This window comes from Actinokineospora fastidiosa, assembly GCF_014648415.1.
Lineage (GTDB): Bacteria > Actinomycetota > Actinomycetes > Mycobacteriales > Pseudonocardiaceae > Actinokineospora > Actinokineospora fastidiosa.
Map to the genome: position 1 here is coordinate 391,816 of NZ_BMRB01000001.1, position 19,226 is coordinate 411,041.

A 19,226-nucleotide genomic window follows, 5' to 3' on the forward strand; every position below is an offset into this window, starting at 1 on the left:
CAGAGCCAGCGGCGGCGCCAGCGCCAGAGTCGGAGTCGGCGGCGGAGCCAGCGCCAGAGTCGGAGTCGGCGGAGCCAGCGGCGGCGCCAGTGCCAGAGTCGGAGTCGGCGGCGGAGGCGGCCTCGGCGGGACCGGTGCCAGCGCCAGCGTCGGCAGAAGCGGCCTCGGCGGGACGGGCACCAGCGTCGGCGGAAGCGGCGTCGGTGGGACCGGCGGCGGCGCCAGTGGCGGCTTCCCGGCGGGGGCCGGGGGCGTCGGAGCCGGGGTCGGACATCGGGGTTCCCCCTGGGGGCGTGGTGACGGGCACGGCTTCCGGGTGGTCGGGGCCCTGCTCCCCGACCACCCGGTCGCCGGATGTCGGTTGTCCGGGGCCCTGCTCCCCGGACGAACCGTGGCTCATATTCGGGGTGTTCCCCGGGTGCTGGCGGTCAAAACCCGTCATGACCCCACCATGCGCGTCGTGACTGAGAAGGAGCTGAGGAGGGCCTGTGGGGCCGCCTAGAACCCGTATCGGGGCGGGGCCGCGCGGAGGCGGGCGGCGAGGTCTTCGGGTTTCACGTCGTTGATCCAGACCGCCATGCCGGACTCCGAGCCCGCCAGGTACTTCAGTTTGTCCGCTGTGCGCAGGATCGAGAACACCTGCAGGTGCAGCCACGCCAGCTCGCGGCCCTCGGCCACCGGCGCCTGGTGCCATGCGGCGATGTAGGGCAGTTCCCGGTCGTACAAGCCGTCCAGCCTGCCGAGCACCCGCAGGTACAGCTCCGCGAAGTCCGCGCGTTCCGCCGCCGTCAGCGCGGGCAGGTCAGGCACCTGGCGGTGCGGAACCAGGTGGACCTCGACCGGCCACCGCGCCGCCTCGGGGACGAACGCGGTCCAGTGCGCCGACTCCGCGATGACCCGGGGGCCCGCGCCTTCGGCCGCCAACACATCGCCCATCAGCGGGCGGCCGTGCTCGGCCAGATAAGCCGACGCCGTCGCCAGCATCCGTTCCGTGCGTGGCGTGACAAAGGGGTACGCGTAGATCTGCCCGTGCGGATGGGCGAGCGTGACGCCGATCTCGTCCCCGCGGTTCTCGAACGGGTACACCTGCGCCACCCCAGGCATAGCGCTCAGCGCGGCCGTGCGGTCGGCCCACACGTCGACGACCATGCCCACGCGTTCCAGCGACAGCTCACCGAAGGACGTCGTGTGGTCGGCGGTGAAGCACATGACCTCGCAGCGCCCCATGTCGCCGGAGAAGGACGGGAAGCGGTTCTCGAACACCACCACGTCGTAGTCCGCTTCCGGCACCTCCGTCGGTCGGCCCGGCGCGGAAGGACACAGTGGACACAGCCCGGCGGGCGGCTTGTACGTGCGGCTCTGCCGGTGCGCGGCCAGCGCGACGCACTCGCCGGTGAGCGGGTCGCGGCGGATCTCCGAGGCCGCGCCGCGCGGCGGCAGGTCGCGGGTGTCGACGGCGGTGCGCTCCGGCGCCCCGTCGGCGTCGTAGTAGTGGATCTCCCGGCCGTCGGCCAGCAGCCGGACCGTGTGCCTCATTCCGCGACCCGCGCGGACTCCGGCACGTCGGCGACGATGAGCTCGCCGACGCGGGCGGCCAGGATCTCCCTGGCGTCGTCGGCGATGCCCTCGTCGGTGACGAGCACGTCGGCCTCGCTCAGGTCGGCGATGGTGGAGATGCCGACCATGCCCCACTTGGTGTGGTCTGCCAGCACGACGAGCCTGCCGCCCGCCTCGACGAGCGCCCGGTCGGTCTCGCTCTCGTTGAGGTTCGGCGTGGTGAAGCCCGGTCCGTCGGCCATGCCGTGCACGCCGAGGAACACCATGTCCAGGTGCAGGGAGCGCAACGACTGCACGGCGACCGGCCCGACCAGCGCGTCCGACGGCGTGCGCACGCCGCCGGTGAGCACGACTGTCCTGTCCGGACGGTCGGTGCGCAGCACGTCGGCGACCCTGATCGAGTTCGTCACGACCGTGATGTCCGGGACGTCGTCGAGGTGGCGGGCGAAGGTCCACGTCGTGGTGCCCGCGGAGATGCCGATGGCGGTCCCCGGGCGGATCAGCGAGGCCGCCCGGGCGGAGATCGCGTCCTTCTCGGCCAGCGCGCGCACGGACTTGGCCTCGAACCCGGGCTCGTCGGTGCTGCGCCCGACGACCGAGGTCGCGCCGCCGTAGACCTTCTCGACGAGGCCGCGCTTGGCCAGCACGTCGAGGTCGCGCCGGATGGTCATGTCGGACACACCCAGCCTGGTGACGAGCGCGTGCACCTGGACGGCCCCGCTGCGGCGGACCTCGTCCAGGATCACCTCCTGGCGCTGACGGGCAAGCACAACACAATCGTACACACTCGAACGGTCGATTTTGTTGTTGTCACCCCGGGTGACCGGGCAGTCGCATCGCCATGAGCGCCCCGCCGTCGACCGAGCGGCCCGCGTAGACCGAGCCGCCGTGGCGCTGCGCGGCCTGCTTGACGATCGCCAGCCCCAAGCCCGACCCGGGCAGCGTCCGGGCCTCCTCCGAGCGGTAGAACCGCTCGAACACGTGCGGCAGGTCGGCGTCGCTGATCCCCGGGCCCTGGTCGGCGACCTGGAGGAACGCGTAGCCGGTGCCCGCGTCGTCCAGGGTCACCCGCACCGTGCCGCCCGGCGGGCTGAACTTGACCGCGTTGTCGAGCAGGTTGAGCACCGCGCGCTCCAGCGTCGCGGCGTGGCCGATGAGGTGCCACGGCCGCAGGTTCACCTCGAACCGCACGTCACCGGCCCGGCGGCGGGCCCGGTCGAGGGCCTGTTCGACCACCTCGGTCAGCTCGACGTGCTCGTGCACGTCGGCGCCCGCGTCGGTGCGGGCCAGCTCGACCAGGTCGCCGATGAGCTGGGTGAGCTCGTCGAGCTGGGCGCGCAGGTCGTCCTGGATCTCGGCCTTGTCCGTGGGCGACAGCGTCGGCGCGCCGGGCCGTTCGGAGGCCAGCAGCAGCTCCAGGTTGGTGCGCAGCGAGGTCAGCGGGGTGCGCAGCTCGTGCCCGGCGTCGGCGACCAGCCTGCGCTGCCGCTCCTGGGCCTCGGCGACCGCGCCCAGCATCGTGTTGAAGCTGTGCGTGAGGCGGGCGAGTTCGTCGTCCCCGGCCACGGGAATCGGCCGGAGATCACCCGTATAGGTGACGTGCTCGGTGGCCGCGGTGAGGCGTTGGATGGGTCTCAGGCTGCCACCGGCGACCGCGAGACCGGCCAGGGCGGCGACGATGATCCCCCCGCCGCCGATCACCACGAGGACGACGGCCAGCTTGGCCAGCGTCGCCTTGGTGGACTCCAGCGACTGGGAGAGCACGAGCGCGGTGTTGTCGAGGAATGTGTACTTGACCGCGTACACGCGCGAGTCGGTGCCCTGGTCGGTGCGGACGTTGCTCTGCAGCAGGCCGCGGGCGACCTTGAGCTCCTCATCGCGGATCGGCGGCCGCGCGACCGGCCGGTCGATGGAGATCGCCGACTCCCCGGACGCGTCGATGACGTCGAACTTGACGTCGGAGAGCTCCAGGAAGAACACCGGGATCTCGGTGCGGCCCTCGGTGATCACCCGGGTGTTGTCCAGCAGCGCGTTGGCCCGCTCGATCAGGTTCTCGTCGACCTGCTGGTGCATCCCCTGGTAGACGGTGATGTAGGCGCCGAGGGAGACCAGCGCGACCGCGCCGCCCACGCACAGCGCCGCCAGCAGGCTGATCCGGGAGCGCATGGTGACGCGCTGGCGGGCGCCGGTCGGTGCGGTCATCAGGGCGGGGTCTCCCGCAGCACGTAGCCGACGCCGCGCACGGTGTGGATCAGCCGGGGCTCGCCGTCGGCCTCGGTCTTGCGGCGCAGGTAGCCGATGTAGACCTCCAGCGCGTTGCCGGAGGTGGGGAAGTCGTAGCCCCAGACCTCCTCCAGGATGCGGCTGCGGGTGAGCACCTGCTTCGGGTGGCTGAGCAGCAGTTCGAGCAGCGCGAACTCGGTGCGGGTGAGGCTGATCGCCCGCTCGCCGCGCACGACCTCGCGGGTGCCGGGGTCCATGCGCAGGTCGGCGAAGGACAGCCCGCCCTCGGACTGCTTGGCCTGGTCGGGGGTGGCGCGGCGCAGCAGCGCGCGCAGCCGGGCCAGCAGCTCCTCCAGGGCGAACGGCTTGGGCAGGTAGTCGTCGGCGCCCGCGTCGAGCCCGGCGACCCGGTCGGAGACGAGGTCGCGCGCGGTGAGCACGAGGATCGGCAGGTCGTCGCCGACGCCGCGCAGCCGCCTGCACACCTCCAGGCCGTCGAGCCTGGGCATCATGACGTCGAGCACCATCGCGTCCGGCCTGCTGCCGGAGTCCATGACCAGCTCCAGGGCGGCCTGGCCGTCACCGGCGAGGTCGACCTGGTAGCCGTTGAACTGCAGCGACCGACGCAACGAGTCGCGCACGGCCCGATCGTCATCGACCACGAGAATGCGCATGTCGCCAGTGTTCCTCTTGCTGCTGAGACGCGCCTGAGAGAGGGCCTCAGAACTCGTCGGCCATGCGGGCCGGACGCGCGGCGCCGATCAGCCGGTCGAGTCCGGAGGCGTCACCGCCGGTCAGCAGCCCGGCGCGGCGCAGGGTCGCGCTGTCGGCCGCCCCGGCGTACCAGGCGGACAGACCGCGCGCGGTGATGTGGACCGCTCCCGCTCCGCCGGGCTCGTAGCGCACGGCCGTGCCGTCCCAGACCAGCCGGTGGCGGCCGGAGTTCCAGGGCGCGTCGGCGTCGTCGACCTCGATGTCGACGGTGAACGGCCGGGCGTGCGCCGCGGCGGGCCAGCCGCGGGCGTCGACCGCGGCGGGGAGGTCGACCACGCGCAGCATCCACGGGTGGACGTCGACCGGGCCCTCGGCGCGCGGGACGAGCAGGTCCACGGCCGGGTCGATCAGGCGGAGGCCGACCTCGGCGACCACCGTCGACCACGCGGTCAGCCCGGCGAGCAGGGCGGTCGCGGTCTCGGCGTCGTCGGCGACCAGGTCGTGCACGACGAGCCCGTCATCGCGGCGGTCGGCGGTGAGGTAGCCGCTCAGGCCGTCCTGGCCGTCGACCACGTGGACGATGTCGAGTTTCAGCACGTCGGCGAGGGTGAAGGCGGGGGCGGACCGGTCGAGCATGCCGTCCACGCGGGCGGCGGTGCGCAGGTAGGCGGCGTGCAGCGCGGGCAGGTCGGCCTCGACGGCCGGACGGACCGGCCGCGTGGGCCGCAGGCGCGCCAGCGCGTGCGTCGGGACGCGCAGGCGCTCGGTGGTTCCCGCCAGCTCCCAGCCGTACCGCCGGTAGACGTCGGCAGCGCTGGGGTACAGCGCCGCGATCGGCTGCCCCGCGACCCGCATCATGCCGAGCAGGCCGCGCAGGAGTTCCCCGGCGACGCCGCGCCCGCCGACGTGCGGGAGGACGACGACGCTCGCCACTCCCCCGCACGGCACCGCGCGCCCGCCGAAGAACTGCCCGTAGCGCCACACCCGGGCCGCGCCGACCGGACCGGTCGGGTCCTCGGCGACCAGCCCGGACCACCCCTCGCCGAGCGGACCGCCGCCGCCGAAGGCGAGCCGCCGCATCCGCTGCACGGCGTCGGTGTCGCCGGGCTCGAACGGCCGGACGGTCACCACGTGAAGAAGCCCTGGCCGCTCTTGCGGCCGAGTTCGCCCCGGGCGACCTTCTCGCGCAGCAGGGCGGGCGGCTCGAACCGCGGCCCCAGCTCGCGCGCCAGGTGCTCGGCGATGGACAGCCGCACGTCCAGGCCGACGAGGTCGGTCAGCCGCAGCGGGCCCATGGGCCAGGCGTAGCCCAGCCGCATGCCGGTGTCGATGTCCTCGGCGGAGGCCACGCCCTCGGCCAGCATCCGGATCGCCTCGAGGCCCACTGCCACGCCCAGCCGCGAGGTGGCGAACCCGGGCGAGTCGCGGACCTCGATGACCGTCTTGCCCAGCGCCTCCGCCCAGCCGCGCACGCGCGCGAGCACGTCCGCGCCGAGCCCTTCGTGGTGGACCAACTCGACGAGCGCCTGGACCGGCACGGGGTTGAAGAAGTGCATGCCCAGCACGCGCTCGCCCGGCAGGCCGTCGGCGAGCGCCGAGATCGACAGCGACGAGGTGTTGGACGCCAGCACCGCGTCCGGGCAGACGGCGGCCACCTGGGAGAGCACGGTCTGCTTGAGCGCCAGGTCCTCGGGGACGGCCTCCACGACCAGACCGGCGTCGGCGGGCAGCTCCGCCAGCGAGTCCACAGTGGACAGCCCGGCCAGCGCGGCGGCCGCGTCGGCGATCTTGCCGCGGTCCTGGGCCTTGGCCAGGGAAGCGGCGACGGCGTCCGCGCCCGCTTGCGCGCGAGCGGCGTCGGCCTCGGCCAACACAACGCGTGACCCCGCGACCAGGAACACGTGCGCGATTCCGGCGCCCATGGTTCCCCCACCCACCACGACAACGGTTCCCGGGACGCTCACAGTGACGCTCCTTTAGTCTTTGGCGGTGCATCCAGCCTATGTACCTGCCACAGGATGCTGACAACCGGCACCATGGAAGCGTGCGGATCATCCTCCTTCGGCACGCCGAGAGCATCGGCAACGTCGACGAGCTCGCGTACTGCCGCGTCCCCGACCACGCGCTGCCGCTGACCGAACGCGGCGAGGCGCAGGCGGAGGCGGCGGGCGCGGAACTGCGGGCGCTGCTCGGCGACGAGAAGATCGCCGTCTACGTCAGCCCGTACGTGCGGGCCGTGCGCACCCTGGCCCTGCTCGGCCTCGGGGAGCGGGTGGTGCGCCGGGTCGAGGAGCCCCGGCTGCGCGAACAGGACTGGGGCAACCTGCAGGACCCGGTCGAGCAGGAGGTGCAGAAGCGCAAGCGGCACGAGTTCGGCCACTTCTTCTACCGGCTCGCGCACGGGGAGTCCGGGGCCGACGTCGACGACCGGGTGGCCAGCTTCCTCAACGAGCTCGAACAGCGCGTGGAGTACGACACGTCACACCCGAAGACCGCCTTGGTCGTCTCTCACGGGCTCACCACCCGGCTGCTGTGCAGGCGGATGTTCTCCTGGAGCATCGACCTGTTCGAGTCGCTGTCCAACCCGACGCACTGCGAGCACCGGATCCTCACCTACGCGGGCGGCCGCTGGCACCTCGACCGTCCGTTCGAGCAGTGGCGGACCTCCCCGGACGGCTCCAGTCAGCTCTAATGGGGTCGCGCGGCTCTAATACCATTCAGGGGCATCCCCCTACTTTGGAGAGTCAGCCGATGAGCGACCAGCCCGTGGTCCGACCCGCCCCGATCAGCGGCTTCAGCGAGTGGCTGCCCGAGGTGCGCCTGGTCGAGCTGCATTGGCTGGACCGCATCCGGGCCACCTTCGAGCGCTACGGGTTCGCCTCGATCGAGACCCCGTCGGTCGAGTCGCTGGACGTGCTGACCGCCAAGGGCGAGACCTCGCAGGAGGTCTACACGCTGCGGCGGCTGCAGGCCGACCCGCGCGACACCAGCGACGCCAAGCTCGGGCTGCACTTCGACCTCACCGTGCCGTTCGCCCGCTACGTCGCCCAGCACTTCAACGACCTGGTCTTCCCGTTCAAGCGGTACCAGATGCAGCGGGTGTGGCGGGGCGAGCGGCCGCAGGAGGGCCGCTTCCGCGAGTTCACCCAGTGCGACATCGACGTGATCAACGTCGACAGCGTCCCCCTGCACTTCGACGCCGAGCTGCCCAGGATCATCCACGAGGTGCTGACCGGGCTCGGCCTGCCGCCGTGGTCGCTCAACATCAACAACCGGAAGATCCTGCAGGGCTTCTACGAGGGCCTGGGCATCGGCGACCCGCTCGCGGTCATCCGGATCGCCGACAAGCTCGACAAGATCGGCGTGGCCGGCGTGTCCGACCTGCTGGCAGGCGCGGGCCTGTCGCCAGAGCAGGTCACCGCCTGCCTCGACCTGGCGCAGATCAAGGGCTCGGACGCCTCCGTCGTCGACGAGATCACCCGGCTCGGCGTCAAGTCCGACCTGCTCGCCGAGGGCCTGGACGAGCTGGGCTTCGTGCTGGAGTCGCTGGCCGACCTGCCCGACGGCAGCGTGGTCGCCGACCTGTCGATCGCCCGCGGCCTCGACTACTACACCGGCACGGTCTACGAGGGGAAGTTCCTCGACTGGCCGAACTACGGCAGCATCTGCTCCGGCGGGCGCTACGCCAACCTGGCGGGCTCGTTCATCCGCCGCGACCTGCCCGGCATCGGGCTGTCGATCGGCCTGACCCGGATCTTCGCCAAGCTCGTCGCCGAGGGCCTGCTGCAGACCGGGCCGATGACGCCCAGCCAGGTGCTGGTCGTCGTCCCGTCCGACGAGCGCCGCGCCGACGCGCTGGCCGTGGCCGCGCGGCTGCGCGAACGCGGGTACAACACCGAGATCTACCACCAGGCGGACAAGCTGAAGAAACAGCTCAAGTACGCCTCGCAGAAGGGCATCCCGTTCGTGTGGTTCCCGCCGTTCGAGGACGGCAGGCCGCACGAGGTGAAGGACATGGCCTCCGGCGCGCAGACCGAGGCGGACCCGGGGACGTGGACGGCATGAGCGGCGACATCACGGTCCTGCTCGGCCAGCGGGTGGCCGACGCGCTGGCCCCGCTCGGCGTGGAGATCACGCCGGATGAGGCGCTGATCAGGCCGTCGACCCGCCCGGGCGCGGACTACCAGTGCAACGTGGCGATGAGCCTGGGCAAGAAACTGGGCAGGCCGCCGCGCGAGCTGGCGCAGGCCATCGTCGACGGCATGGCCGCCCCCGAGGTCGAGGCGCCGGAGGTGGCCGGGCCGGGGTTCATCAACCTCGCCCTGCGCACCGACTGGCTCGCCGCGCGGCTGTCCTCGCTCGACGACCGCGTCGGCGTGGTGCCCGCCGCCGAGCCGCGCCGGTTCGCCCTGGACTACTCCAGCCCGAACGTGGCCAAGGAGATGCACGTCGGGCACCTGCGCTCGACGATCATCGGCGAGTCCCTGCTGCGGCTGCTGCGCTTCGCCGGGCACGAGGTCGTCCCGCACAACCACCTCGGCGACTGGGGCACCCCGTTCGGCATGCTCATCGAGCACCTGTCGGAGCTGGGCTGGTCCGGCGACCACACCATCGGCGACCTGAACGGCTTCTACCAGGAGGCCCGCAAGAAGTTCGACGCCGACCCGGACTTCGCCGACCGCGCCCGGCTGCGCGTGGTCGCCCTGCAGAGCGGCGACGAGCCGACGCTGGCGCTGTGGCGGGACCTGGTGGAGGAGTCCACCCGGCACTTCGCCAAGGTGTACGAGCTGCTGGACATCTCGCTCACGCCGTCGGACATCTACGGGGAGAGCTTCTACAACCCGTACCTGGCCGAGGTCATCACCGAGATGGAGGCCCAGGGCATCACGGCGGTCAGCGACGGCGCGGTGTGCGTGTTCCCGCCGGGCTTCGCCAACCGCGACGGCGACCCGCTGCCGCTGATCCTGCGCAAGCGCGACGGCGGCTACGGCTACCCCGTCACCGATCTGGCCACGGTCCGGTACTGGATCCGCGACCGCGGCATGACCGACCTGCTGTACGTGGTGGGCACGCCGCAGGCCCAGCACTTCCAGATGGTGTTCGCGGCCTCGCGCATGGCGGGCTACCTCGGCCCGGGGAACACCGCCGTCCACATCGGATTCGGCACCATCCTGGGCGAGGACGGCAAGACCATCCGCACCCGCGCGGGCGGGACGCTGAAGCTGGTCGACCTGCTCGACGAGGCCGTGCAGCACGCCGCCGCCCTGGTGAAGGAGCGGTCGTCGCTGGACGCCGACGAGCAGGCCGAGGTCGCCCGCGCGGTCGGCATCGGCGCGGTGAAGTACGCGGACCTGTCCGGCGACCGGGAGAAGGACTACACCTTCACCTGGGAGCGGATGCTGGCGACCGAGGGCAACACGTCGGTGTACCTGCAGTACGCCAACGCCCGCATCCACTCGATCCTGCGCAAGGCCGGGGAGTCCGCGCCGGGCGAGATCGTCATCACCGAGCCCGCCGAGCGCGCGCTGGCCCTCAAGCTGGCCCAGTTCCCGACGGCGATCGCCGCCGCGGTCGAGGGGTACGCCCCGCACAAGCTGTGCCTGTACCTGTTCGAGACGGCGACGGCGTTCACCTCCTTCTACGACAGCTGCCCGATCCTCGCCGCGACCACCCCGGAGCCGGTCCGCCGCTCCCGGCTCGCCCTGGCCGTCCTGACCTCCACCGTGCTGACCCGCGGCCTGGGCCTCCTCGGGATCGAGGCGCCGACCCGCATGTGACCTGGGGTGATCTGCGCGACCCCGGGGAACAACCCGGCGCCGCCCGTCGTCGCATTCAGTGGATCATCGGATGTGGAGGTCGGGGTGGGCGGATTCACCGCACGGGTCGACAGCCTGCGCGAGGCCGCGTCGGCGGCGGGCTCGCTGGGCGAGGAGTTGCGCGCGCGGGCGGAGGGCCTGCTCACCGCGGACACCGGCGACCCCGGGCACGCGGGGCTGGCCCAGGAGATGCGCGCCTTCGCCGAGCGCCTGCGCGCACTGGCGGACGGGTTCACCGACGAGGTGGACTCCATCGGCGAGCGGCTCACCGCCTCGGCGGCGGCCTACACCGACACCGACGGCGAAGCGGCGGGGGTGTTCACCGCGTGGCTGAGCTGACCATCCCGGGCGACGTCGCCGCGATCCGGGCCGACGCCGAGCGCTGGCGGCGCTTCGGCGAGGCGCTGGAGGCCGCGCAGCGCGGGGTGGCCGCGCTGGCCCCGGAGTGGGAGGGCGAGGCGGCGCTGGCGTTCGCGGCGTACCAGGAGCGCACGGCGCCGGGCTGGCTGGCCGCCGTGGACGCCTGCCACGCCGCGGGCCGGGCCGTCGCGGCGTACGCGGACACGCTGGAGTGGGCGCAGCGGGAGGCCGAGACCGCGCCGGAGGACGACCACGAGCGCATCCGGACCCAGGTCGCGACCGCAGGCGACGACGCCGTGCTCGCGGTGCGCGCCGCCGACGCCCAGGCCCCCCGGACCCTCGCCCAGCCGGGCGCGTCGGGCAGCAAGTGGGACGACGTGGTCGGCGACCACCCCGACCCGAGCACGATCAACGCCGAGGGCAGGCGCACCCACATCCTGTGGGGAGACCACCGCGGCGGCGGCCACCACCACGACAGCGGGGTCCCGGGCAAGACGGTGTTCCCGGAGGACTGGGACGACGACAAGATCATGGACACGGTGGACGACGTCGCCCGCAACCCGGACCAGGCCCCGCAGCGGCAGGACAACGGCAACTGGATCGCCGAGGGCACCCGTGACGGCGTGCGCGTCGTGGTGATCGTCGACGACGACGGCGACGTGGTGACCGCCTATCCCGAGTACGGCAAGGGCGTCTGCCGCAACGACGAGGAAGGCGACCCGCAGCCGCTCTCCCCCGAGGAGAACGGCGGCCGCAGCAGCGTCGACATCGACGAGGAGCTCGACGACGCGCAGGAGGCCGACGACCACGCCGAGGAGGCCGAACACCGCGCGGACGAGCACGAGGAGGCCGCCGAGGAGGCCGCGGAGGCGGGCGACCACGAGGCCGCGTCCGAGCACAGCGCGGCCGCCCAGTCCCTGCGCGACGAGGCCGAGACCTCGCGCATGGCCGCCGACCAGCACCGCGAACGGGCCGACCGCGCGCACGACGCCGACCGCGACGCGTCCTCGTTCTGGAACCTCTGAAGGGAATGACCGTGCAGACACCCGAGATGCGCGCCAAGGCCACCGCGCTGGTCGAGAGCCTGGCCGACCGCCTCCCGCCGGACCGCCTGGCCCGGTACCGGCAGTTCGCGTTCGTCGGCGAGTGGGGCGAGCTGGCGGACAACCTCGCCGCGGGCCTGGTCAACCGCCGGATCCCGGTCACGGCAGCGGAGAAGGAGGCCCTGCGGGAGGTCCTGTACTCCTTCGAGCTGCCCTACCCGGGCCACAGGTTCATCGAGCGGCGCGACGAGATCCTCGCCGCCCTAACCATGGCCGGGTGACCACGGCTTTCCGGCTCGGGCGGCGGCGCGGAGCATCTATCCTGCCCCGGTGAGCCCCGACCTGATCCTGCTGTCGCGGGTGTCCTACCGGGACCGGGAGATCACCGCGGCCCGGCTCCGGGACCTCGTCGCGCTGCTGGCCGCCGACCTGCGCGGTGGGTGCGGTACGCAGCGGCTCATCGACGAGCTGTGGCCGGACGAGCGGCCGGAGAACCCGGCCAAGGCGCTGCAGATCCTGGTCTCCCGGACCCGCGCGCAGCTCGGCCCCGACCTCGTCGTCCGCACGCCGACGGGGTACCGGCTCGGGCTGGAAGCGGACCAGGTGGACAGTTCCGCGCTGGTCGCCCGCGCGGCGGCGAGCGCGCAGTGCTCGCGCGCGGGCGACCACGCGAGCGCGCTGGAGCACGCCGAGGCCGGTCTGGCGCTCTGGGACGGCGGCGGCGTCGACGGCGACGGCCCGCTGTCGGCCCTGCGCGCGGACCGGATGGCCGCGCTCGGGTCGCTGGAGCGCGCGCGGGCGCTGGCGCTGTCCCGGCTGAACCGCCACGCAGAGGCGCTGGACGCGCTGACCGCGCTGGCCGGGGAACGCCCGCACGACGAGGAGGTCCTGCTGGAGCTGCTGCGCTCCGAGGCCGCCACGGCCGGGCCCGCCGCCGCCCTCGCCCGGTACGAGACCTACCGCCGCTTCCTGCGCGACGAGCTCGGCAGCGACCCCGGGGCCGCCGTCCAGGCGCTGCACCAGCGGCTGCTCCAGGGCGAGCCCGTGCGGCACAACGTCGCCCACGAGCCGAACCCCCTGCTGGGCCGCGACGCCGACCTCGCCGCGGTCACCGGCCTGGTCAGGACGTCCCGGGTGACGTCGATCGTCGGTCCCGGCGGCTTGGGCAAGACCCGGCTGGCGCAGGCCGTCGGCCACCAGGCCGAGCAGCGGGTCGTGCACCTGGTCGCCCTCGCGGGCGTCGGCTCCGACGACGACGTGGCGGGCGAGGTCGCCTCGGTCGTCGGCGCGGGCGAGGGCCGGATCGCCGACGCGCTCGGGCCCGGCGCCCTGCTCATCCTGGACAACTGCGAGCACGTCCTGCGCGGCGCGGCCAATCTCGTGCGGACGCTGGTGTCGACGACGAAGGACCTGCGCGTCCTCACCACCAGCCGCGCGCCGCTGGGCCTGTCGTCCGAGTCGGTGTACCCGCTGCCCGAGCTGGACCTGGCCACGTCCGTGGCCCTGTTCGAGCACCGCGCGCGAGCCGCCCGGCCCGGTGTCGAGCTGCCGAGGGACGTCGTCGCCGAGCTGTGCGAACGCCTCGACGGCCTGCCGCTGGCCGTGGAGCTGGCCGCCGCCCGCGTGCGCGTGCTGTCGGTCCCCGAGATCGCCGCGCGCCTCGCCGACCGGTTCACCCTGCTGCGCGGCGGGCCGCGCGACGCACCCGCCCGCCACCGGACCCTCCGCGCGGTCGTCGACTGGTCGTGGAACCTGCTGGACCCCGACGCCCAGGCCGCCATGACCGCGCTCGCGGTCTTCCCCGGCGGGTTCACCGAGGAATCCGCAGGCTGGCTGATCGACGGCGACGTGCTGGACACCATCGAGGCCCTGGTCGACCAGTCCCTGCTCAAGGTCGAGGACACCCCGACGGGCACCCGCTTCCGGATGCTGGAGACCGTGCGCGAGTTCGCCCAGGGCCCGCCGGACGAGCGCTTCCTCGCCTGGGCGGTCGACTTCGGCACCCGCTACCACGACGCGGTGTTCGGGCCGGACGCCTTCGAGGTGGCCGCGCGGATCCGGGCCGACGAGGACAACCTCCTCCACGCCCTGCGCCTGTCCCCGCACCCCGCGGTCGCCGCCGTGCTGATGAGCCTGTGGATCATCGAGTCCAACTACACCCGGCTCGCCGTGGTCGCCGCCGAGGTCGATCCCGTGCTCGTCCGCGCCGAGCCGTCGGACCCGGCCGTCACCGCCCTCACCCTGTCCACTTGGTACAAGCTGATGCTGGGCGGCTCGCGCCCGGAGCGGACGACGGACGCGTTGCGCGCGATCCTCACGGCCCCGCCGGACACGATGATCCGGGCGTTCGCGCACGTCCTGGTCGGCTCCCGGCCGCACGGCGACGAGCCGCTCCTCGTCGCGGCCGCGAGCGCCCTCGACAGCTACGTCCACGAGCACGACGGCGACCTTGACGCCGCGATCGCAGCGGCCGACCTGGTGTTGGCGAGCACGGACGAGCGGACAACCCCGTGGCAGTGGGCGATGGCGCACAGCAGGCTCGCCGAACTCACCCTGCGCGACGACGACGGCGAGCGCAGCCGTGACCACCTGCTGGCCGCGCTGCCGGTGCTGGAACGGCTGGGCGCCGCGGCCGACGTCGTCGGGCTGCGGTGGTGGCTGGTGCTGACGAACCTGCGGATCGGCGAGCTGGACGAGGCGGGCCGCTGGCTGGAGCTGGTGTCGCGCGGGGCGGAGGAGAACGGCTCGACCGGCTACGACCTCGCCGTGCGGGCCGAGGTCCTGCTCGCCCGCGGCGAGACCGAGGCAGGTCTCGCCCTGTGGCGGCGCGTGCTGGACCACGTCAGGCAGACCGAGGGCGAACCGCCGGGCCACGACCTCTGGGAGATCGAGGCACGCTGCGTCGCCGTGGTCGCCCACGCCCGCCACGGCGCGCTCGACCTGGTCGGCGACGCCCTGGCCGTGCTGACCGAGCACCTGGTCGACATGCTCGACCACCCGGTGGACAACCCGCCGCCCTACCTGATCCAGCTGCCGCTGTGGGGCGCTCAGCTGCTGGCGGTGGGCATGGTCGACCTCGCCCGCGGCGACACGCGCGGGGTCCGGCTGATCGCGCTGGCCGAGGCCTGCGGGTACCTGCGCAACTTCCAGCCCACCATGTCCGTCGCCGCCGCCCGCGCGGCCGCCGAGGACGCCGACGGCCCGGCGTACGCCGACGCGGTGTCGGAGTACGCCGGGCTGGGCCGGGAGGAACTGCGGCTGGCCGCCCTGGCGGCGCTCAGCGGTCGCGGTTGAACAGCTTGCGCGACCACAGGTAGCCGCCCAGCGCGATGACCGCGCACCAGCCCACCGCGAGCCACCCCTTGGTGACCGGGGCGTGGGTCAGCAGACCGCGGATGGTCTCGATGATCGGGGTGAACGGCTGGTGCTCAGCGAAGGCGCGGAGCCCGGCGGGCATCGAGTCGGTGGGGACGAACCCGCTGCTGAGGAACGGCAGGAACATCAGCGGCATGGGCAGGTTGCTCGCGCCCTCGACGGTCTTGGACACCAGCCCGAGCGCGACCGCCAGCCAGACGATCGCGAGGGTGACCAGGGCGATGAACCCGAGCACGCCCAGCCACTCGACGGCGTTCGCGCTGGGCCGGAAGCCGATGAGCAGGCCGACGCCGAGCACCAGCACGATGCCGACCATCGTCTGGACCATGCTGCCGACGACGTGTCCGGTGAGGACGGACACCCTGGCGATGTTCATGGTGCGGAAGCGGGCGATGATGCCCTCGGTCATGTCGGTGGCCACCGAGATCGCCGTGCCCTGCGCGGCGCTGGCGATGGACATCAGCAGGATGCCGGGGACGACGTACTCGATGTAGTCCGCGCGTCCCCCGGACCCGCCGAGCCCGGCGCCGAGCGTGCCGCCGAAGACGTAGACGAACAGCAGCAGGAACAGGATCGGGAAGCCCGCCAGCATGATCGTCACCGACGGGTAGCGCAGCAGGTGCCGGAGGTTGCGGCGCAGCATGGTGGCCGAGTCGGCCAGGGCGTGGCTCATCGCGCGGGCTCCTTGTCGGTCAGGGCGAGGAAGACGTCGTCGAGGTCGGGGGTGTGGATGGACAGCTGCTCGACCTCGATGGACTCGTCGTCGAGGCGGTCGAGCAGGGCCTTCACCGAGCGCAGGCTGCCGTCGCTGGGCACGTGCAGGGCGAGGTCGTCGCGCTGGGCGGCGCCCAGGGCGTAGGCGGCGGACTCCAGGCCGCGGGCGTCGGCGAAGCGCAGCCGGACGTGGCCGCCGGGGATCATCCGCTTCAGCTCGTCGGCGGTGCCCTCGGCGACCAGCCTGCCGCCGTTGAGCACGGCGATGCGGTCGGCGAGCTGGTCGGCCTCCTCCAGGTACTGGGTGGTCAGGAAGACCGTGGTGCCCTGGCGGACCAGGTCGCGGATGATCTCCCACATGCCGCGGCGGCTGCGCGGGTCGAGGCCGGTGGTCGGCTCGTCGAGGAAGATCAGCCGGGGGCCGCCGACCAGCGTCATGGCCAGGTCGAGCCTGCGCCGCATGCCGCCGGAGAAGGTGGCCGCGGTCTTCCTGGCCGCGGCCACCAGGTCGAAGCGCTCCAGCAGGTCGGCGGCGACCCGGCGGCCCGCGCGGCGGCCGAGGTGGTGCAGGTCGGCCATGAGGATGAGGTTCTCCTCGGCGGTGAGCAGGTTGTCCACCGCGGAGAACTGCCCGGTCACCCCGATGGCGGCGCGGATCGCGTCGGGCTCCCGCTGGCCCATGATCGCGACGTCGCCAGCGTCGGCGCGGATGAGGGTGGTGAGGATGTTGACGGTGGTCGTCTTGCCCGCGCCGTTGGGGCCGAGCAGCGAGAAGATCGTGCCTGCCGGGACTTGGATGTCGATGCCGTCGAGGACGGTGTGGTCGCCGTAGGCCTTGCGGAGCCCCACGACGCTGATCGCGTTGGTCATGGGCACAGCCTGCGGCGGCGCCGGATCAGGGCGGTTTCAGCGCGGTTTCAGAGCAACTCGTCGAGCAGGCGGTACCAGTACAGCCTGTCCGCATCGATGGTCGTCGGGCCGTATTCGGCGAGGAAGGCGGCGAAGGCGGGACCGGGCAGTTCCCGCTCGGCGATGGCGAGGTCGCGGTGGCGGTCGGCGCGGCCGAGGCGGGAGACGTCGATCAGCACGCAGGTCCCGTCCGGGCGGAGGAGGACGTTGGCGGGCGTGAAGTCGCCGTGGGCGACGACCGGGTCCGCATCGGCTGGCTTGAGCTTGACCAGCCGGTCGAGGAGGTCGGCGGGCGAGCAGCCCGCGTGGTCGTCGTCGAAGTCGTCCGGGTCGACCCGGCCGGTCTCCACCATGGCGGTCGCCGCGGCCACGGCCGAGTCGGAGCCCGCGTCGAAGGGGCACTCCTCGACGGGGAGGGCGTGGAGGGCGCGCAGCAGGCGGCCCATCGCCGCGCCCGCCGCCTCCGGCGCGACGCCCGCCAGCGACGGCGCGCCGACGTCGGCCAGGACGAGCCAGTCGCCCGCGAACGCCGCGACGGCGGGGACGGCGACGCGCCCCTCCAGCCAGCGCAGGCGCTCGTGCTCCCGGACGGCGTCCGGGCCCCGCTTGACGAAGAACGTCCCCGCCGCGCCGGTGGTCTTCCGCACGCCACCGCTGAGCCCCTCGTGGTCGGCGCTCCACACCGCATCGCCGCCGACGACATCGAGCACGGACCGCGGGATCTCCATACGCCCAGTCTGCCAGAGCGACCGGCGCCCGACCATCCATTATGGACGATCGGGCGCCGGTCGGACGGCTACTCCCTTTCGGTGATCACGAACTCCACGCCGCCCAGGTCCTCGCCGCGCTGGTCGGTCTGGAACATCCGGACGGTCTGGCCGGGGGCGGCGGTGTCGCCCGCGGCGAACGTGAGCGTGGTCTGCAGGCGCTCACCGGGCTTGAGCTCCAGGTCGTGCAGCACGGCGCGGCGCGGGTCGGCGATCTCGACCCGGGTCTCGCCGACCCGGCGCACGCCCTCGGCCTTGCCGCCCGCGGCGAGCCAGCGGCGGGTGAGGTCGGGGCCGAGGTCGAGCACCAGCCTGCCGCCGAACGCCCGCTCACCGCCCGCCAGCACCAGGTCGGTGACCAGCGGCTCGGGGAACGGGTTGCCGACGGTGAACGGGCGGGTGATCGGCTTGGTGCCCGGCAGCGCGCGGACCGAGTTGATGTTGCGCCAGGCGATGTTGTTGTTGTTGCGCGCGTTCGTGTGCGTCGCCGGGGTCTCGGCGAACGTCATCGGGTCGGTCGCCGACTCCCAGCGGGCGAGCAGGCAGAAGTGGCCGGGGCCGGGCACGTTCGGCCACTCGACCATCACCGTCGTCCCGCCCGGGGGCACGGTGACCCCGGACTCGGAGCCGAACTCGGTCCAGTGCGTCGGCCACTGCGCGCCCCCGCCCTGGGCGGTGTAGTAGAGCCGGAGCGTGCCGACCCCGGTGCCGCTGCCGCCCGGGCCCGGGTTGCGCAGGTCCACGAACACGTAGTTCGTCGCCCCCGCGATCGGGTTGGCGCCCGGGCAGGACGACGGCGTGGTGCAGACCCGGATGTCCGGGCTGGTGTACGCCGACCCGGAGACCAGCGGCTCGACACCGGCGTCGGAGGTGTTGTCACGCATGAAGACGTCGGTGGGCGCGCAGTTGTGCAGCGCGCGGCGGATGTAGGCCGCGGTGTCGGCGCCGAGCGGATCGGTCTGGTAGAAGTAGCCGCCGGTCGTGGTGGCGTAGTCCTGCATGATCGGCACGATGGCGCCGCTGTAGACCGTGGACGTGGGCACGTAGATCGGCGTCAGCTTGATGCCGCCCGCCTGCGCGTCGAGGGCTACCTGGTGGGCGTTGGCGACGTCCGCGGCGGTGTGCGCGTTGTCGAACCCTCCGGGGCGGGCGTCGGTGACCATGATCGTGTGCTTGGTGGCGTTGGTGCGCCACGTGCCCGCGAAGTCGCCGGTCTGGGGGCGCCCGGCGGCGGGCAGGTTGTTGACCACGGTGTTGAGCGCCTCGTCGGACGCCTCCGGCTCCGCGGAGCCGCCGGTCGCGGTGAGCGCGCCGAGCTGGGCCGCCACGGCGGCCTGGTTGCCCGCCGCGAGGTCGACGTGCACGGACACGGTGTCCTTGAAGCTGACCAGCCCTAACTTGTAATCACCGCCGGACAGCGCCACCACGTCGGACAGGATGCTGTTGAGCCCGGACTGCACGTTGGTCAGCGCGCCGCCCATGCTGCCGGTCGTGTCCAGCACGATGGTGACGTCCATCGGGCCGCACGGGCTCGCCGCGGCCGGGGCGGCCGCCGCGCTCATCGCCGGGGCGAGGGCGGCGGCGACGGCCACCGCGGCCAGTAGCGGGACGCGCCGCCGCTGCAGGGGGTGGGACATGGGGATCCTTTCCGTCGGACCGGGGTTCGCCCGAGCGTCCGGCCGTCCGGTTGCAGCGGGGTTGTGCCGTGGTTGTCGGCGCAACCCGGTTGGCCGATTTGCCCGTTCGCC

At 73.1% G+C, this 19,226-nt stretch carries 17 protein-coding genes; 7 read left to right on the forward strand and 10 right to left on the reverse strand.

Features of this window, described 5'->3' with window-relative positions:
• Positions 1 to 498: 498 nt before the first annotated feature.
• From galT to IEY98_RS01810, 6 genes are read right to left on the reverse strand one after another with little or no spacing between them, the layout of a single operon-like run.
• On the reverse strand, positions 499 to 1,536 hold the full coding sequence (gene galT, locus IEY98_RS01785) for a galactose-1-phosphate uridylyltransferase (RefSeq protein WP_189208518.1): 1,038 nt from the start codon (positions 1,534 to 1,536) through the stop codon (positions 499 to 501).
• Positions 1,533 to 2,327, reverse strand: a complete 795-nt coding sequence (locus IEY98_RS01790; RefSeq protein WP_189208519.1) for a DeoR/GlpR family DNA-binding transcription regulator — start codon at positions 2,325 to 2,327, stop codon at positions 1,533 to 1,535. Before IEY98_RS01790 ends, galT begins: the two co-directional genes overlap by 4 nt.
• Before the next feature lie 40 nt (positions 2,328 to 2,367).
• Entirely contained in the window at positions 2,368 to 3,759 is a 1,392-nt protein-coding gene (locus IEY98_RS01795) for a sensor histidine kinase (protein ID WP_189208520.1), read from the reverse strand.
• Positions 3,759 to 4,454: a response regulator transcription factor gene (locus IEY98_RS01800; protein WP_189208521.1), complete on the reverse strand. Its 696-nt coding sequence runs from the start codon at positions 4,452 to 4,454 to the stop codon at positions 3,759 to 3,761. Before IEY98_RS01800 ends, IEY98_RS01795 begins: the two co-directional genes overlap by 1 nt.
• Positions 4,455 to 4,500: 46 nt before the next feature.
• The gene (locus IEY98_RS01805; protein WP_229786461.1) at positions 4,501 to 5,622 is read right to left on the reverse strand and encodes a GNAT family N-acetyltransferase; all 1,122 of its coding nucleotides are present in this window, start codon (positions 5,620 to 5,622) and stop codon (positions 4,501 to 4,503) included.
• A complete protein-coding gene (locus IEY98_RS01810) occupies positions 5,619 to 6,458 on the reverse strand; it encodes a 3-hydroxyacyl-CoA dehydrogenase family protein (protein WP_189208522.1) in 840 nt (279 codons plus the stop codon). Before IEY98_RS01810 ends, IEY98_RS01805 begins: the two co-directional genes overlap by 4 nt.
• 80 nt (positions 6,459 to 6,538) lie before the next feature.
• Between IEY98_RS01810 and IEY98_RS01815 the strand changes: the two genes are divergently transcribed.
• From IEY98_RS01815 to IEY98_RS01845, 7 genes are all read left to right on the forward strand, one after another.
• Positions 6,539 to 7,186, forward strand: coding sequence for a histidine phosphatase family protein (locus tag IEY98_RS01815; RefSeq protein ID WP_189208523.1), 648 nt, complete (start codon positions 6,539 to 6,541; stop codon positions 7,184 to 7,186).
• Between the two features lie 59 nt (positions 7,187 to 7,245).
• Positions 7,246 to 8,559 (forward strand): histidine--tRNA ligase, encoded by a 1,314-nt coding sequence (gene hisS, locus IEY98_RS01820; protein WP_189208524.1) that lies wholly within the window; start codon positions 7,246 to 7,248, stop codon positions 8,557 to 8,559.
• Complete coding sequence (gene argS, locus IEY98_RS01825) at positions 8,556 to 10,271, forward strand: arginine--tRNA ligase (protein WP_189208525.1); 1,716 nt, start codon at positions 8,556 to 8,558, stop codon at positions 10,269 to 10,271. Before hisS ends, argS begins: the two co-directional genes overlap by 4 nt.
• An 84-nt stretch (positions 10,272 to 10,355) precedes the next feature.
• The gene (locus IEY98_RS01830) at positions 10,356 to 10,649 is read left to right on the forward strand and encodes a DUF6317 family protein (protein ID WP_189208526.1); all 294 of its coding nucleotides are present in this window, start codon (positions 10,356 to 10,358) and stop codon (positions 10,647 to 10,649) included.
• Positions 10,637 to 11,695, forward strand: a complete 1,059-nt coding sequence (locus IEY98_RS01835) for a putative T7SS-secreted protein (RefSeq protein WP_189208527.1) — start codon at positions 10,637 to 10,639, stop codon at positions 11,693 to 11,695. Before IEY98_RS01830 ends, IEY98_RS01835 begins: the two co-directional genes overlap by 13 nt.
• Before the next feature lie 11 nt (positions 11,696 to 11,706).
• Positions 11,707 to 11,994, forward strand: coding sequence for a hypothetical protein (locus tag IEY98_RS01840; RefSeq protein ID WP_189208528.1), 288 nt, complete (start codon positions 11,707 to 11,709; stop codon positions 11,992 to 11,994).
• A 49-nt stretch (positions 11,995 to 12,043) separates the two neighbouring features.
• Positions 12,044 to 15,007: an ATP-binding protein gene (locus IEY98_RS01845; protein WP_189208529.1), complete on the forward strand. Its 2,964-nt coding sequence runs from the start codon at positions 12,044 to 12,046 to the stop codon at positions 15,005 to 15,007.
• Here the strand turns inward: IEY98_RS01845 and IEY98_RS01850 are convergent.
• The 4 genes from IEY98_RS01850 to IEY98_RS01865 form a co-directional block, all read right to left on the reverse strand.
• Positions 14,991 to 15,761: an ABC transporter permease gene (locus IEY98_RS01850; protein ID WP_189208530.1), complete on the reverse strand. Its 771-nt coding sequence runs from the start codon at positions 15,759 to 15,761 to the stop codon at positions 14,991 to 14,993. The two genes, IEY98_RS01845 and IEY98_RS01850, sit on opposite strands and share 17 nt — an antisense overlap.
• Positions 15,758 to 16,672, reverse strand: coding sequence for an ATP-binding cassette domain-containing protein (locus IEY98_RS01855; protein ID WP_189208531.1), 915 nt, complete (start codon positions 16,670 to 16,672; stop codon positions 15,758 to 15,760). The genes IEY98_RS01850 and IEY98_RS01855 overlap by 4 nt, the downstream gene beginning before the upstream one ends.
• A gap of 47 nt (positions 16,673 to 16,719) precedes the next feature.
• On the reverse strand, positions 16,720 to 17,439 hold the full coding sequence (locus IEY98_RS01860; RefSeq protein WP_189208532.1) for an aminoglycoside 3'-phosphotransferase: 720 nt from the start codon (positions 17,437 to 17,439) through the stop codon (positions 16,720 to 16,722).
• Positions 17,440 to 17,507: 68 nt separating this feature from the next.
• A complete protein-coding gene (locus IEY98_RS01865) occupies positions 17,508 to 19,115 on the reverse strand; it encodes a vWA domain-containing protein (protein ID WP_189208533.1) in 1,608 nt (535 codons plus the stop codon).
• Positions 19,116 to 19,226: the final 111 nt, after the last annotated feature.